We start from the raw sequence: 14547 nt of genomic DNA on the forward strand, positions 1-14547 counted from the left end.
CTTACTTTCCGCCTCTGGCGATGAACGCATTGTGGTGCTTGATATCAGCTTCGGTACGCCAGTCAGGCATGTCATTGCAGCCACCGGTGAAGATGTTGCGCCTCTTAACATAGGTGCAGTTCCAGCCAGTAAGCTGGTTCCATGGCTGCGCCTTCGCACCTGGTGGCAGGATCGAACGGTAGGCATCTTTCCAAACGTCGTAAACCAGACGCAGGTCATGACCGCGTTTGATCAAATCACCCTGCGGGTGATTAGCAAGCTTCTGCAAAACCTCCTCGCGAGTGCCTGCGATCAGATCCTGATGGTTCTCGTAGGCTGGCATCACTTGATCCCATTCCTTGTCGAACTCGCTACCCGTCTGGAGATCGGTCCAAACGGACACCGAATAATCCCAATCCAAGTAATCGCCTTTGTTCAGCGCAACGCCAAGCGAATTTGCCTGCGCTGTCACACTTGGCAAGAAGGACAACACCCCTATGAGCGGTAGAACGAACACAAGCACTGAACTGATGTGCCTGACATGTGACGTGGTGACGGAGTATGTCGATCTGGCAAACAGTTTCACCCAGAATCTGAGCACCGTGCTGCTCGAACCCATGTGGTTCATTTATCTCTCCGTCGTTGGTCTATGGATCGTCATTCATGGCGGCAAGATGATCATGGGCAAGGGCGATCTGGTTGGATTCGCTCATGAATTCGCGTTCATCATTATAGCTGGTCTGCTGCTCGGCGGGCAAGGGCCCACTCTCGTAAATTCCATCTATCAGATGGCTTTATCAACGATGGGTAGTGCTGCTGGCGTCGTTCTGTCTGCCGGTATGGAAGGTGGCATTACAGCCGCGACGATACCGAGTGAAGCCACGTCTCTTGGTGGCATGGCTCAGTTGGTCTATGTCGCCGAACAAGGCTTGATGAGCGTACTTCGCATCGCCTTTGAGATATGGGCATCGATCTCGCTCGGCAATCTGATGGCCGGGGTCTACGGCGTCCTGCTTGCCCTGCCCTACATCATCCTGATCATTGTTTATTTCAGCCAGGTTGTTGTCAGCATCTTCCGCGTGATGATGTTCTCGGCCCTCTCTCCAATCCTGATGCTTGCCGTCGGGTTTGGTTGGGGACGCGGCATGGCAATCACCGGGGTTCGAACTGTCTTTGCCGCTTTTATGGTGCTGTTCGGCTCAACGCTTGCACTCGCACTGTGTCTCTATGGTGCAGCATCGCTTGATATCCAGAATACCGAGAATGTTCGCGAGATCACATCAATCGACAATCCGGGCCTATGGGTTGCGATTGTTCTTGGCTGGATGGGTACAGCCTTTATGGCCGAGGCAACCGGCATGGCCAACTCGATTGCCGGATCCCAACTCACCAATCAGGCCGCAGCCGTCATTACCGCTGGCATGACCGCAACCGGTCTTTCCCTTGTCAATGCTGCCAAGAAATACGCACCGGGTGGAGCCTCAGCCGCACTTGATGCTGCTCTGCTGGGTGCGGGAGCCGCCCGCAATCCGGTTGGAGCGGCAGGGGCTGCCAAAGATAGTCTCGTTGCCGCCAAGAATGCCGTCATGGAACGCCTCAAGACACCGACCTTTGATCGGGGAGGCAAGCCATGAACCGGCTCAAGAAATTCCTGCGTGATGTCACTCTGACCTTCGTAATTTTTCCGCTCGTTGCGCTCTGGCTAATGGTTCTGACCGGCATGTTTTCGCCCGAAAGCCTGATCGTCTTCGTCATGGCACTTCGCGAAGTTGATGCCGCCCAGCTCGCCGGGCTGATGCGCAGTGCCGTTCATATCTGGATCGCGCTTTCATTCGTCCTTGCCCTTGCCCGACTTGCATTCGGGCTTGGTGCCTCTTCCCCCAAAACCGCTACCAATCAGAAAGGATCGCAGCCATGCGCCTGATCCCCAAACATTTCGTCCCAATTCTTTGCCTCGTCGTTTTCCTCTCCGGCTGTGTCTCCGTTTCAAAGGACCGCGAGATCCCCAAAGACGGAACCGGAACCGATGAAATGAAACTCAGCCCGTGCGTCTGCAATCCGGTTGAGTTCAATGGCGAGGGCTTCTCATGGCTTGGCTAGGGCGTATCGGCAAACGCGATAACGGGCGCAAGTCGATGATCAAAACCACCTCAACGCACAAAGCCACAGTTGCTGCAGATCCGTTCAGCTTTCAGGCCAGCCATCGCAGGCTCGCCTGGATGCTGCGCCTGTCTGCCGGAACCAACATTGTGCTTGGTGCAGGTGTGGTCGTTCTGGTGCAAACCGTTGCGCATCTCGTACCGCTCAAGGAAACCGAGATTGCCCTGGTCCGGACCTATGGCCCCGATGATCGCACCTACGTTGTCGAACCTGTCAGCAAGAAGGTCGAAGGCTTTGAAGTCTTTCTTGAAGCCCAGGCCAAACGTTTTGTTCTCATCACCAACGAGATTGATCCGGTCACACAGCAAGAACGCCAGCGCGAAGCATCAAGACTTTCTGATGCCAGCTTCTGGGAACGCTTCAAACGCGAGCGGATCGATAGCGGCCTGATCACCGAAGCTCTTGAAAAAGGCATCGAGCGCGAAGTGCGGATCGTCTCCATCGATCCCATCGCCACCTTGTCGTCAGACCATAAATACGCGGTCGATTTCATCCAGATCGACCACCGTCGCGGCAAAGAGATCTCGCGCAAAAACTTGCGCGCCTACCTGACGCTGGCCACCCGTCCGCAAAACGTCTCCGAAGCTGACAAATACACCAATCCTTTTGGCGTCACCGTGCTCGACATGGTGCTTAGAGAAAGAGGCGCGTCATGAAACGCCTGACCAATCTTGTTTTCCATCTCGTCTTTGGCAGCCTCATTCTGGCGGTCCTCATTCTTGGCTATAAGCAGGCCAATGCGCAGACCGCCGCACGCCCACCTATGCCGGGGCAATCGCAACAACCGTTTTCTGGTGCGCAAATCACCCCGCAACAATCCGCACCAACCATGCCGGTGCCCGAGAGCGTGGTCGATCAGGCCCGCGATCAGAATGAGGGCTACTTCAACGCAATGAGCCGTCCGCGTACCAGCGGCCAGGTTCAGGATGTCTGGGATGATGCAGACCCGAGTGACGCGGTTTATGCGACCGATCTGTGTAATGATTGCACTTACAAGATCCGCACCCGCGAGTTCATGGTCACTGTGCTTGAACTGCCGCGCGGTGAGATCATCGAAGCTGTCGATCTGGGGGATGATGGCGGGTTTTCTGTCAAACCACGCGGTGAACGTCGTTTGGCGGTGCGCCCCAGCGGATACGGTTATGACACCTCACTTGTCGTCTATGGCAAATCAGGTGCTGTTTATCCGTTTTATCTAAGGGCCGAGAGCTTCAACTCGGTCAATGTGCCCGATCTGATCGTGCGGATTGAAGGATCCGTTCAAATCGAAAGCGATCCGGCGGTTGCTGGCTTTGACGACAACGGTAAAGCCAGCCTTCCGGCGATGTCTGTTCCAGGGCTTGGCAACAAGTTTGCCGCTATCGATACTGCGATTGCCGGACTGAGTGACTCCAATCCGGGCACGCCTGAAGGCGACTTTGTCGCGCAATCCCCGTTTGACCCGAACGCCCTGCATGGGTGGGGTGAGTATGATCTCTGGGGCGATGAAACACTGCGCCCGGAGACAGTATTTCGGGATGACCACTTCACCTATATCCGCTTTGGCAAGCGCTGGAAGGATATCGAACTGCCGACTGCCTATGTGGTGGTCGATGGCATAGATGAGCTGGTCAATACCCGTGTGCAGGGTGAGACCTACATCATCGAAAGCACCCGTCCGCTGATCACGCTCAAAAGCGGCAAGAGCTTCCTCTGTATTGAATATACCGGGGAAGGCGCATGAGTGCATTTTGTGATGTTGCACTGGTGCTGGGCCTGACCTTTGGGGGTGTATGTGCCGAACCGGTCGTCAATGAACCGCCAACCCTTCCAGCTGATGATCCATCAGTCTGGGCCCTTCCAGCCCCGCCACCACCAGCACCAGCTGCCCCTGCCCCAACTATGCCGCCGATCATCATCAAGGAAGCCAAACCGGAACCAGAGCCAGCCCCGGCTCCCGAGCCTCTGCCGCAACCTGAACCTGTTCCTGAACCGCCCGCGCCGGATCCCTATCGCATGGCATTGGAGGCTGCCTGGCAACATCGCGTTTCCTTGTCGTCAGACTGGGGTTCTCCAGCCTGGCAGTCTGCTGACATGGCCGAGGCTTCGGGCCATGCTGTCCTGCCTGGTATGGCAACCCCTTCTGCACTTGATCCGCTCGATCTGCCGGTCAGTGATAACGAGAAAGCCGATTATGAAGGTCCGCGCCGGACGTCCACGCTTCCGGTCGATAACAGCCGGATCATTACGGCGGACCGCTATATCACCGTGATCCTTGAAACCGGGATTAACAGTCAGGTTGGCAGTGATGCAACTGGAACCGTCATCGTCCAGTCGGCGCGTGATGTTTATGGCTATCACGGGCGCAATGTTCTGATCCCCAAAGGGTCCCGACTGATCTGCAATTATGATCCACCCAAGGACATGGGCAGCTCGCGCCTGTCGATTGCCTGTGAACGGATCCTGATTGCCGGACACCGTGCCGAAATCCGCCAGCTCGCCTCCCCCATCGGAGACATTCAAGGCCGCCAAGGGGCTGCTGGCGAAGTGGACCGCCGTTTCTGGGAACGCTATGGCACCGCCTTCATGCTGACCGGCATTTCGACGGCTGTGCGCTATGCCGCGGCCTCAACAAAATCCGAAGAAAGCGACGGCGAAGTCGCAACTGCGGCGGCTGAAAAAGCAGCCGAAGAACTCTCGACCCGCTTTGGCGAGATCAGCGCCAGCGTCCTTGAAGAGACGCTTTCACTGCAACCCATCATCACCATCCCGCAAGGCACCCGCCTTCAGATCCGTCCGGCAACGGACTGGTACATTGCAAATGTGGAGTAGAAGCATGAACAAACGAACGCTTTGGTGTTTGCTCCTGTCATCCTGTCTGGTTTCCCCAGCACTGGCTCAGTTGGCACAGCAAGAAACAACATCCTCTCAGGCCGAGCCCGGCATCGAGGAAATGGTGCGCAAGGTCAATATCGTCACCCGCACCAAAACCCGCACCGCCGTCTCGGAAAACGAACCGATGGCGATTGATCTCGGTCTGGTCGATGTGCCCGGTGCGCCGCCCAAACTGACCGAGGGCGTAACGGCCAAGGCATATGCCCGCTATGTCAATTACGAAGACAGCCTTATCGCGCAACTGGTTCTGACCGGTGTTGAAAAAGACGGCAAATCGGAACCACTCGATTCAAACGATTTTGTCGCCCAGTTCAATATGGACAGCCCCGAGCTTGATCCGGCGTCTACTGTCACCATCGAGGGTGATCAGGAAACGCTGCTTGCCGCTCTGCAGCGCTTGAATGATGTCGAGGAAGAGGACGACAAGGAAGAAAAGGAAACCGAAAGCGCTGAAGCTGATACCGGTGCCTCAAACACTGTCGGATCGAATGCTTCCAAGAATGCCGATGCTGCCGGTTATTCGACACCATCAGCCCTTGATGTGGACGAAGATACCAGCACACCGACGGTGCGTGTCACGACCGAAGGCTGCAACATCCGGGTGGATCTGGCACAGCTTGTTGCTGTCCAGCAAAGCCGGGTTGAAACCACCGAAGACGGCAATGTAAGCGCAGGGGCCTGCGAAGATGGTGCAGATCGCTATCCGCTGGACCGCAGCTATTCAGTTTGCGGCGATACCATCGACATGGAAACACGTCAGGCAACCGCACAGTATCTGCTTTTTTACACCGATGGCGGCGGCAACCGTCAGGAAGTCACGGATTGCCTGAAGGATGAAGACAACGTCTTTGACATCACAGAGAAGACCTCGGCCTGCTCGGTCTATCTTGATTATAACGAGATGATGGCTGTCCCACAGGCATCCCTTGTCTATGTCAATGCGAGCAACAATGAAGTCCAGGTCAGAAGCTGCGAACCGTCCGAAGAAATTGCGGCGGTTCCACTTGTCTCGGTAGCCGATGGCTGCTCAATCCGGCATGATTTTGCCGCTGGTCGATCCTATCAAACCGGTCGCCATATTTATGAGCTGAACGGCACCACCTGGCAGGCCGATGCCTGTTCGGATAATGGCACCGAATACCCCCACGAAACGGTTTACAAGAACCCTGCCGGTCAGGAAGTCTGCGCACCGATCATTAATCAGGCGGCAGGAACAGTCACCCGCCAAAGCCGCAAACAGATCGTGGTCAACGGGGTTGAGCAATTCATCACCGAATGCAAACCCGACAGCACCAATATTGCCATCCAATCGACGATTGATGGCTGTGACAATCCTTCACTCTGGAACCATGATCTGGCGGCTGGCACCAGTTATGGTCGCGAGCGGTTTTACTACCTGCTAGATAGCATTCCGAAATATGTCACCGAATGTCAGGATAGCGAGGTTGCCTACCCGCATCATGTCGAGACCACCGGCTGGCAAAACCATGATGACCAGTTGTTCGCCTATCGCCTGACTACGGTCTATATCGAAAGCACCCCAAGGGGACGCTTCAACATCAAGACCAGCGAAGTTCTGCCGGGCGAACCGCAGACTGTCTATGTCTATTCAGGCGAAGCGCCTGCAACAAACGGCGAGCATTTTTATGAAGGCTGCACCCGGTTTGATGCTCGGGACTTGGTGCAATCCTATGACCGCCCGGACGGCTCGGTGCACAAAGTCGTCATTGGTGAAGCCGACCCGCTCAGTCTTGGGAACAAATGCTACAATGAATTTACGTGGGCTGCTGTAACGCATGGACGGTTTGAAAACCCGGTTTCTTCGAACAAATCCAGCGGTCCATGTGGTGTGTTTGAAAACTATGCGCACGTTTATGACGCTGCTTATCACTGCACCAGTACAAGCTCAGTCGGAACACGCAAGACCATTCGTGAAGATGGTGAGGTTATCGGCACGGCCTCTAACACCTGCACGACGTACAATGCCTATTCCCCGGTCAAAGCCAAATATTACACTGGCGGATCAGATGCCGACGGAAGTTTCCAAGGCTATGTCCGCGTCGGATTTCCCTCTTCTGGCTGGTCTTACCCTTCTCACACAAATGGCGTGAAATCCGCCTGCCTTGGGAATTGGGGGTGGCTGCAATGAACGCCCTTTCCCCCAATCCGCTGTTTGAAAAGATCCTTGGGCCTCTGGCCACCTATTACGGCGATCTCTCAACCGTCGAAATCCGCATGAACCGCCCTCACCGCGTCGTGACTGAACGGCGCGGGGAAGGCAAGCGCGAGATCGAAGACCCTGCTCTTACACTGGCCGCCATAGAGCGGATCGCCATCAGCCTCGCCAACCAGCGTGGTCTCAAGTTCAATCCCGATGACAATCCAAAACTCTCCTGCGTTTTGCCGGGCAATCATCGTTGCGAGATCCTCGTCGGTGCATCGGTGCGATCACACCTCAGCCTCGCGATCCGCTGCAAACATCCTTTCACCCCGACCTGGGAACAGGCCGGGGTGACACCGGCCATCCGCGATTATCTGATCGAGAAGGTCGCGGGTGATGCCAACATGATCATCAGCGGGGCAACCAATACCGGCAAAACCACCCTGCTCAACATGTTGCTCGCCACCATCGATCCGGCCCGGCGTGTGCTGGCCATCGAGGATACGCCAGAGCTGCATATCGAACAGTTCTGGGATGGCAATGGCCTGATTGCGGCCCGTGAGGCCGGAACCGGTAGCGGCATGGTCGGCTGGCGCGAGATCTATGATCATCTGATGCGGATCACGCCTGACCATATTCTGTTTGGTGAGATCAGCACCCAGAACGCCTTTGCCGCACTGGCGGCCCTTAATTCCGGGGTCACCGGATTTATGTGCACCATCCATGCCGAAAGCCCTTGGCAAGCCATTCACCGCAAGTTCGATCAGAACATCGCCTGGGCCGGGGAGACCATGCCCCGTGTGCCGGAGTTTCTGGCCGAACTGGTTGATGTTGTCGTTCAGATCAAACGCAACGCCGATGGCTGGCGGCGGATCACCGATATCTGGGAACCGCGCAATGATCGCTATGTGCTCAAAGACGGCAAGGAGGTGGCATAATGACTGCTCTTTACCGCCTCTCTCTCCCTTTCATCCTGCTCGCCATGATCACTGCCATTCTCTGGCAATGGCATCTGGCTGTTGGCTTTGACGCGCTTGATCTGCGCTGGTGGCAATGGTCGCTTGAGGCCGCCACCCATTCGGCGGGCCTTCCCGATGAAATGCTGTATCCGGCCCTTTGGATTGGCATCACCGGATTGCTTTCCATGTTTGGTGTTCTGGCACTTGCCACACGGGCCAATAACAGCACGCTTAAAGGCAACCGCAAGGGCGATGAACTGCATGGTTCCGCCCGCTGGGCAAAGCTCAAGGACCTCAAGAAAGCACGACTGTTTCGCAAAGACGGCGTGGTTGTTGGCGGTTGGCCATCATGGTTTGGCCGGATCCGCGAATTGCGCCATGACGGGCCGGAGCATGTTCTGGTCTGGGCACCAACCCGCACGGGCAAAGGCGTGAGCCTGATCCTGCCCACCCTGCTCAGTTGGCGCGAAAGCATTCTTTGTCTTGATATCAAGGGCGAGAACTTTGCCAAGACCGGCGGCTGGCTTGCCAGCATCGGGCACAAGGTCTTGCGCTTTGAGCCCTCCGCCAGCACTGGCTCGGCCCGCTTCAACCCGCTGGCCGAAGTGCGCATTGATACCGAACAGGACATCGCCGACTGCCAGAACATCGCAGCCATGATCATCGATCCCGATGGCCAGGGCATGAAGGATTACTGGCGACAGGAAGGTTATGGCTGGCTTTCGGTCGTGTTGCTTCATGTCATCTATCGGGTGCGGCGTGATGAACACCGTACGGCCTGTTTTGATGATGTGAATACCTTTCTCTCGGGCATTACCGGCGACGGCGACGCGGAAGAAAGCGACGATAATTTCGAGCATATTCTTGCCGAAATGGCGTCCTTTGATCATGGCAAATCCCATGTGAACAAGGAAGTTCGGCGCGGGGCCAACAGTATGATGATCAAGGCCCCGCAGGAACGCTCTGGCGTGCATTCAACCGCCAAAACGCAGCTGACCGTCTTTGCCGATCCGATCATCGCACGCAATACCGCGACCAGTGACTTCCGCCTGCATGATCTGATGAATGGCGATGCGCCAATGGCATTGTTCCTTGTCGTTTCACCTGCAGACAAGGATCGCTTGCGGCCCCTGCTGCGCATCATCCTCAATCTCTTTATGCGTCGTCTGACGGAACGCATGGCGTTTGGGGCTGGCCAGACGCTCGCCGGATACAAGCACCGTCTGCTTTTGATGCTCGATGAGTTCACCTCCATCGGCAAGCTGGAGATCTTCGAGGAATCGCTCGCCTTCATGGCAGGCTATGGCCTCAAGGCGATGATCATCGTCCAGAACACCGAACAGCTCTTCAAGCATTACGGTCGTGATGAATCGATCATGGCCAACTGCAAGATCCGGGTCGCCTTCACGCCAAACAAACTCGAAACCGCCAAGCTGCTCTCGGACATGACCGGTAAGGCAACCATCGTTCAGAAACGCAGGTCACGCTCTGGACGAATGGGCGACCTCGGGTCTGTCTCGGACAATCTGGCCGAAACCTCCCGCCCGCTTCTCACCCCTGATGAATGCATGCGCCTGCAGATCATTGATACCGAGGGCCGCAAACCAGTCCCCGGCGATGCGCTGATCTTTGTCGCCGGTCTGCCGCCCATCCTTGGCCGTCAAAAGCTCTATTTCCTGGATCGCGAACTGTCTCGTCGTTCGAAAATGACGCCACCCCAAATGGCGTTCTCTTCCACGCCCTCTGCATCTCACAAAGGAACCAAATCATGAAGTCACCCAACACATCTAACAACACTAACACCCCCACTTCTGCCGGTCTTGATGACCAGGACTATCTCACCTTGGCCTCCTCGATGATCAACAGTGAAAGCCAGGTTGGCCCTGTGCCGGTCGATCCGGACATTGCCGAAGCCATGGGCGCATTCTCCGAAGACGCCCTGTCTGCCGATGACGCGTTCGACAGTCATTTTGACGGTATCGACCCGACTTCTGATGCGGAGGGTTCGAACCATGGCTGATAAGAAAAGCTATCGTGATCAGGTGGTCGAAGAACTGCTTGGCCATATCGAAGCAGGCACCGCGCCCTGGCAAAAGCCATGGGAACCGGGGAAAGTCCGCATGGCCCCGTTCAATCCGGTTTCCGGCAAAGACTATCGCGGCATCAATGCCCTTTGGCTTGAAATGCGCGGGCGCTCCGATCCGCGCTGGATGACCTACCGCCAAGCAACAGCTCAGGACGCGCAAGTCCGTAAGGGCGAAAAAGGCACCATGATCGAATATTGGAAATGGTCCGAGCGCGAGAAGGTGCTCGATGACACTGGCAAACCGGTTCTTGACGAAAAGGGTGTTGCGAAAACCCGCGATGTGCGGTTGGACCGGCCACGGGTGTTTCATGCTGTGGTCTTTAATGCCGAACAGATCGATGGCCTTGCACCCTATATCGCACCAGAGCCGACCTTCAGCCCGGTTGAACGGGCCGAGCAGATCCTCAAGCAAGGCAATGTGCCGATCTTCCATGATCAGAATGACCGGGCGTTTTATCGGTCATCAACAGATCAGATCCACATGCCTCATCAGGCCGCCTTCAAAGGCCAATACGAATATTACGCCACCGCCCTGCATGAGCTTGGTCATGCAACAGGGCATAGTTCACGCATGGCCCGCGCGTTCGGGCCGTTTGGCTCGGAAGTCTACGCCAAAGAAGAGCTCCGTGCCGAGATCGCAAGCTACATGCTGACCACCGAGCTTGGCCTTGGCCACTATCCGGAACGCCACGCCGCCTATGTCGGTTCATGGATGAAAGCCATCAAGGAAGACCGCAATGCGCTGTTCACTGCGGCGCGCGATGCAGAAAACATCCGCACCTGGATCATGGAGCCGGATCTGCGCCAAAGCTTGATCCCGGAGAAAGCCAAAGAACAAGCCAAAACCATCGCCCAAAACCCGGCTGTTGAACAACAGAAGGAAAATGCCATGAGTGATGAGATGTCACAGGCTCCCAACCAGGACACCAACATCGAGCGCAAACGCATCTATCTCAATGTGCCGTTTAGTGAGAAGGATGAAGCCAAGGCGCTGGGCGCAAAATGGGATCGCCGGGCCAAGGCTTGGTATGCACGAGATAATATGGAGCTTGCGCCCTTCAAACGCTGGCAGAAAACCAAAGCCCAAACCCCTGAGCCTAGGATCAGTCCGGAGCAGGAATTTGCGGAGGCGCTGAAGGAAAACGGCCTGATTCTCGATGGACCGCCGACCATGGATGGCAAATGGCATCGGGTTGCGGTCCAAGGAGATCGCAAAGGCCAGAAAAGTGGATCCTATCGCGGGTTCCTCGAAGGTCTCCCGGCAGGCAACATCACCAATTACAAGTCCGGGCAGGATCCGGTCAAATGGGTCGCGACCGGCACCAAGGTTGATCTGAAGGAACTGGAACAAGCCAGAGCTGAAGCCGCTGCCCGCAAGGCGGCCCTGGAACAGGAACTCCGCGCGCAGTATCGCGCCGTTGCCAAGCGGGCCTATGGGATATTCCAGAACGCAGAACCAGCACCGGGCAATCACCCCTATTTGCAAAACAAACAGGTGCCTGCTGGCGATCTGCGGATCGATCAATCGGGCAATCTTCTGATGCCGATGACCAATGAGAAAGGCTTTATCGAGAACATCCAGACCATCCATCCCGATGGCACCAAGATGTATCTCAAGGACGGCAAGAAGCGCGGCCTGATGCATGTGATAGAAGGCGACCCAAAAGGCCCAACAATCGTTACTGAGGGCTATTCCACCGGCCAAAGCCTGCATATGGCCAGCGGGCTGACCGTTGTGGTTGCGCTCGATTCAGGCAACCTCGCCCCCGTGGCTGAGGCTCTTCACAAAAGGCATCCGGATCGCGTCCTGGTAATTGCCGCCGATGACGATCACGCCAAACAGATCAATGCCGGGGTCAAGGGAGCCGAGCGGGCATCTGAGCTTACCGGCGCGAACATCCTGCGTCCGGATTTGAGTGATGACGAAAAAGCCAAAGGCCTGACCGATTTTAACGACATCCATCGGGAACGCGGGATTGAGGCGTTGAAACGCTCTGTCACCGAACAGCTCGGCATGACCAAACCGAAAGCCAAAGCCAGAACACGGGGGCGCGAGCAGCAGGCCGCCAGTTTGGCCGTCTGATCCCCGAATGCCGGTGGCGCAATGTACGCCACCGGCACCTTCGTCGATATAAACCGGAAAAAATGACCATGCCGACCAAACGTCAAAAGATCGAAACCTATCTCAACGATGAGGAAAAAGGACGCCTGGATAAACTCTGCGAACAAATGCGATTGTCTCGTTCCGAGCTGCTCAAGCGACTTCTGATGAATACCAAGCTGCCCAGTGCAAGCGACTTTGCCGCATGGCAAGGCATTCGGGGTTTGCTCAAGGTCAACGCAGACCAGGCACGGCTCGGGAACCTGTTCAAACTCGCACTTGATGAACCGCTGTCAGCGGATCTGCTCAAAAAGTTTGATGGCCTGATCCGTGATATTGAAACAACTCAAGAAGACTTGAAGGCGGCCATTGGCAATATCCGCGATCAGCTTCACCCCGGCAAACGCAAGCAGGACAAATCATGATCGCGACCAAGATCGGCAAGAAGTCTGGCGTCCCGGATAATTACACCCGCCTTGGCGAATACATCGCCGCAGCCGAAGAAAAAGGCGAGAAACTTCATCAGTTCTGGATCCGCAATTGCGATGCCGGCACAAATATCGAGGATCTCGATCTCGCCCTTCTGGAAATTGAAGCAGTTCGGCGACAAAAGCCCGATATCGCCGATAAGACCTATCATCTTGTTGTTTCGTTCCGGCCTGGTGATCAGGATAAACTGACCACAGATGATCTGATGGCTATTGAAGCCGAATATGCCAATGCACTTGGCTACGCAGATCATCAGCGTGTGGCGGGAACACACATCAATACCGATAATTTCCACATGCATATCGCCTTTAACAAGGTGCATCCGGAAACGCTCAAAGTCGTCACGCCGCATCGCGATTTTAAGATCCTCGCAAAGGTCTCGCGCGAGATGGAGAAGAAATATGGCCTCGCTATTGATCCCGGCATGACCGATGGCAAAGAGCGTGACCCAAACAAGCTGTCACCTGCAGCACGCAACTACGAATCTCATACTTGGCAGGAGTCATTCCAGCGGCATGTGTTGAAACATCGTAAGCAAATACTTGAGGGCTTAAAGAAAGCTACGAACTGGCAGGACGTGCACCAGGTTCTGGCCGAGTACGACACATCAATCAATTTGCGCGGTAATGGCATGGTTTTGATTAGCCCAGATGGTCAAGCGATGAAGGCCAGTCAGTTGGACCGATCTTGCAGTAAGAATACGCTTGAAGGACGGTTTGGGGTGTTTGAGGCACGACGAGAAAAAGCTCAGGGTAAATCGAAACGTCGTTACAAGCCCCGCCCACTCGTTCGGCACAGAAAGACCCTGACCCTTTGGCGTCGTTATCTCAACACCCGAAAAACCCTGCATCGGCAGCCTAGCCTGACGTCGCGCGCCTTACGAAGCTGGAAGATGTTTCTGCTGATTGAAACCCATCAAGATCCGCTGGCGACAGTATTAATCATAGCGCATCAGGAGTTCTTGAGAACTGCAGCATACGGCGCAAAGCAGTCTCGGCGCGGACCAAAAAATATCAATTTAATCTCTTAGAAGTCTTACTTCGTGAAGCGTGGAAGAAGGATGCAGACGCCTCATAATCCTATTTTCCAAGCCACATTGCCCTCAAACTTTAAGTATCAACATATCACTTTCAAACGTCGTATATTCGAGCCATCCGAGTACTTTAACGACATCCTCCGCCATATTTTTTGTCGGGTGCATTACAAGCGATAAATGATTGCCAAAGTCTATTGCCATTTGATTGAAAAGGTTCAGCACCAGTTGACGAAACCGTCCCTCTTAGTAATGCAATGATTGGTTTCTTGCTTGCCAGATTACTTCTTTCAATTTCGACTGACCTATCATGCGCCCATCTGGGCATGCTCCCAATCCACCATGAGCAATCGAAATTCCTTGCTTAGCGATTTGAAGCAAGGCTCCGGACAATGATTGCAGCGCCATTTGACGATTACGTATTATTGCCTTGAGAGCGCGAACCTGATCATCGATTGCATCGCGATCTTTTTTAGCCTCTGCCATATTGATAAAGGCACGTTGAACGTGCGCGTCTGTAAAATCATCATTCAGATCGCTTGTTTTGAAATCCCAATGAAAATGTTCGAACTTGGCTTCGGCACTCGATAATTGCGCAGACAAATCGGCTATCTGCGTTTTTTCTTTTCCGAGGAGTGAGATTAAGTTTTCTGTCGCGTATTTGACATCATCAATGTACGCCATTCTAACTCCAAGAATTTAGCA

The 14547-nt window shown here is 55.0% G+C and carries 15 protein-coding genes; 13 read left to right on the forward strand and 2 right to left on the reverse strand.

Annotated elements, in window-relative coordinates; all coding sequences use genetic code 11:
- Position 1: 1 nt before the first annotated feature.
- The gene (locus tag TH3_RS13325) at positions 2-460 is read right to left on the reverse strand and encodes a hypothetical protein (RefSeq protein WP_040059932.1); all 459 of its coding nucleotides are present in this window, start codon (positions 458-460) and stop codon (positions 2-4) included.
- Between the two features lie 16 nt (positions 461-476).
- On the opposite strand from TH3_RS13325, the gene TH3_RS13330 reads away from it, so the two are divergent.
- The 13 genes from TH3_RS13330 to traI all read left to right on the forward strand — a co-directional run bounded on the left by TH3_RS13330 (position 477) and on the right by traI (position 13839).
- Complete coding sequence (locus TH3_RS13330; RefSeq protein ID WP_233421772.1) at positions 477-1613, forward strand: hypothetical protein; 1137 nt, start codon at positions 477-479, stop codon at positions 1611-1613.
- Positions 1610-1903 carry a hypothetical protein gene (locus TH3_RS13335; RefSeq protein WP_007092543.1) on the forward strand — a complete coding sequence of 98 codons (294 nt, stop codon included), beginning with the start codon at positions 1610-1612 and terminating at the stop codon, positions 1901-1903. The genes TH3_RS13330 and TH3_RS13335 overlap by 4 nt, the downstream gene beginning before the upstream one ends.
- Positions 1894-2079, forward strand: a complete 186-nt coding sequence (locus TH3_RS13340) for a hypothetical protein (protein ID WP_007092542.1) — start codon at positions 1894-1896, stop codon at positions 2077-2079. Before TH3_RS13335 ends, TH3_RS13340 begins: the two co-directional genes overlap by 10 nt.
- A 35-nt stretch (positions 2080-2114) precedes the next feature.
- A complete protein-coding gene (locus TH3_RS13345) occupies positions 2115-2795 on the forward strand; it encodes a VirB8 family type IV secretion system protein (protein WP_233421773.1) in 681 nt (226 codons plus the stop codon).
- Positions 2792-3862, forward strand: coding sequence for a TrbG/VirB9 family P-type conjugative transfer protein (locus TH3_RS13350; RefSeq protein WP_007092540.1), 1071 nt, complete (start codon positions 2792-2794; stop codon positions 3860-3862). The genes TH3_RS13345 and TH3_RS13350 overlap by 4 nt, the downstream gene beginning before the upstream one ends.
- Complete coding sequence (locus TH3_RS13355; RefSeq protein WP_040059934.1) at positions 3859-4950, forward strand: TraB/TrbI/VirB10 family type IV secretion system protein; 1092 nt, start codon at positions 3859-3861, stop codon at positions 4948-4950. The genes TH3_RS13350 and TH3_RS13355 overlap by 4 nt, the downstream gene beginning before the upstream one ends.
- 4 nt (positions 4951-4954) lie before the next feature.
- Positions 4955-7162: a hypothetical protein gene (locus tag TH3_RS13360; RefSeq protein WP_068518349.1), complete on the forward strand. Its 2208-nt coding sequence runs from the start codon at positions 4955-4957 to the stop codon at positions 7160-7162.
- Positions 7159-8112, forward strand: a complete 954-nt coding sequence (locus tag TH3_RS13365) for an ATPase, T2SS/T4P/T4SS family (protein ID WP_007092379.1) — start codon at positions 7159-7161, stop codon at positions 8110-8112. The genes TH3_RS13360 and TH3_RS13365 overlap by 4 nt, the downstream gene beginning before the upstream one ends.
- Positions 8112-9905 (forward strand): type IV secretory system conjugative DNA transfer family protein, encoded by a 1794-nt coding sequence (locus tag TH3_RS13370; RefSeq protein WP_007092378.1) that lies wholly within the window; start codon positions 8112-8114, stop codon positions 9903-9905. The genes TH3_RS13365 and TH3_RS13370 overlap by 1 nt, the downstream gene beginning before the upstream one ends.
- Positions 9902-10153, forward strand: coding sequence for a hypothetical protein (locus TH3_RS22675; RefSeq protein ID WP_007092377.1), 252 nt, complete (start codon positions 9902-9904; stop codon positions 10151-10153). Before TH3_RS13370 ends, TH3_RS22675 begins: the two co-directional genes overlap by 4 nt.
- Positions 10146-12302, forward strand: coding sequence for a zincin-like metallopeptidase domain-containing protein (locus TH3_RS13375; protein WP_007092376.1), 2157 nt, complete (start codon positions 10146-10148; stop codon positions 12300-12302). Before TH3_RS22675 ends, TH3_RS13375 begins: the two co-directional genes overlap by 8 nt.
- 62 nt (positions 12303-12364) lie before the next feature.
- Positions 12365-12745: a plasmid mobilization protein gene (locus tag TH3_RS22435; protein ID WP_052268371.1), complete on the forward strand. Its 381-nt coding sequence runs from the start codon at positions 12365-12367 to the stop codon at positions 12743-12745.
- Complete coding sequence (gene traI, locus TH3_RS13385; protein ID WP_007092374.1) at positions 12742-13839, forward strand: TraI/MobA(P) family conjugative relaxase; 1098 nt, start codon at positions 12742-12744, stop codon at positions 13837-13839. The genes TH3_RS22435 and traI overlap by 4 nt, the downstream gene beginning before the upstream one ends.
- A 249-nt stretch (positions 13840-14088) precedes the next feature.
- Here the strand turns inward: traI and TH3_RS13390 are convergent, their stop codons facing one another.
- Positions 14089-14526: a hypothetical protein gene (locus TH3_RS13390; RefSeq protein WP_007092373.1), complete on the reverse strand. Its 438-nt coding sequence runs from the start codon at positions 14524-14526 to the stop codon at positions 14089-14091.
- Positions 14527-14547: the final 21 nt, after the last annotated feature.

This window comes from Thalassospira xiamenensis M-5 = DSM 17429, assembly GCF_000300235.2.
Classification (GTDB): domain Bacteria; phylum Pseudomonadota; class Alphaproteobacteria; order Rhodospirillales; family Thalassospiraceae; genus Thalassospira; species Thalassospira xiamenensis.

Excerpts from the sequence above, each read along its gene's own strand:
- TH3_RS13330 (WP_233421772.1), top strand. The coding sequence starts at position 477 with ATGAGCGGTAGAACGAACACAAGCACTGAACTGATGTGCCTGACATGT.
- TH3_RS13335 (WP_007092543.1), top strand. The coding sequence starts at position 1,610 with ATGAACCGGCTCAAGAAATTCCTGCGTGATGTCACTCTGACCTTCGTA.
- TH3_RS13340 (WP_007092542.1), top strand. The coding sequence starts at position 1,894 with ATGCGCCTGATCCCCAAACATTTCGTCCCAATTCTTTGCCTCGTCGTT.
- TH3_RS13345 (WP_233421773.1), top strand. The coding sequence starts at position 2,115 with ATGATCAAAACCACCTCAACGCACAAAGCCACAGTTGCTGCAGATCCG.
- TH3_RS13350 (WP_007092540.1), top strand. The coding sequence starts at position 2,792 with ATGAAACGCCTGACCAATCTTGTTTTCCATCTCGTCTTTGGCAGCCTC.
- TH3_RS13355 (WP_040059934.1), top strand. The coding sequence starts at position 3,859 with ATGAGTGCATTTTGTGATGTTGCACTGGTGCTGGGCCTGACCTTTGGG.
- TH3_RS13360 (WP_068518349.1), top strand. The coding sequence starts at position 4,955 with ATGAACAAACGAACGCTTTGGTGTTTGCTCCTGTCATCCTGTCTGGTT.
- TH3_RS13365 (WP_007092379.1), top strand. The coding sequence starts at position 7,159 with ATGAACGCCCTTTCCCCCAATCCGCTGTTTGAAAAGATCCTTGGGCCT.
- TH3_RS13370 (WP_007092378.1), top strand. The coding sequence starts at position 8,112 with ATGACTGCTCTTTACCGCCTCTCTCTCCCTTTCATCCTGCTCGCCATG.
- TH3_RS22675 (WP_007092377.1), top strand. The coding sequence starts at position 9,902 with ATGAAGTCACCCAACACATCTAACAACACTAACACCCCCACTTCTGCC.
- TH3_RS13375 (WP_007092376.1), top strand. The coding sequence starts at position 10,146 with ATGGCTGATAAGAAAAGCTATCGTGATCAGGTGGTCGAAGAACTGCTT.
- TH3_RS22435 (WP_052268371.1), top strand. The coding sequence starts at position 12,365 with ATGACCATGCCGACCAAACGTCAAAAGATCGAAACCTATCTCAACGAT.
- traI (WP_007092374.1), top strand. The coding sequence starts at position 12,742 with ATGATCGCGACCAAGATCGGCAAGAAGTCTGGCGTCCCGGATAATTAC.
- TH3_RS13390 (WP_007092373.1), bottom strand. The coding sequence starts at position 14,526 with ATGGCGTACATTGATGATGTCAAATACGCGACAGAAAACTTAATCTCA.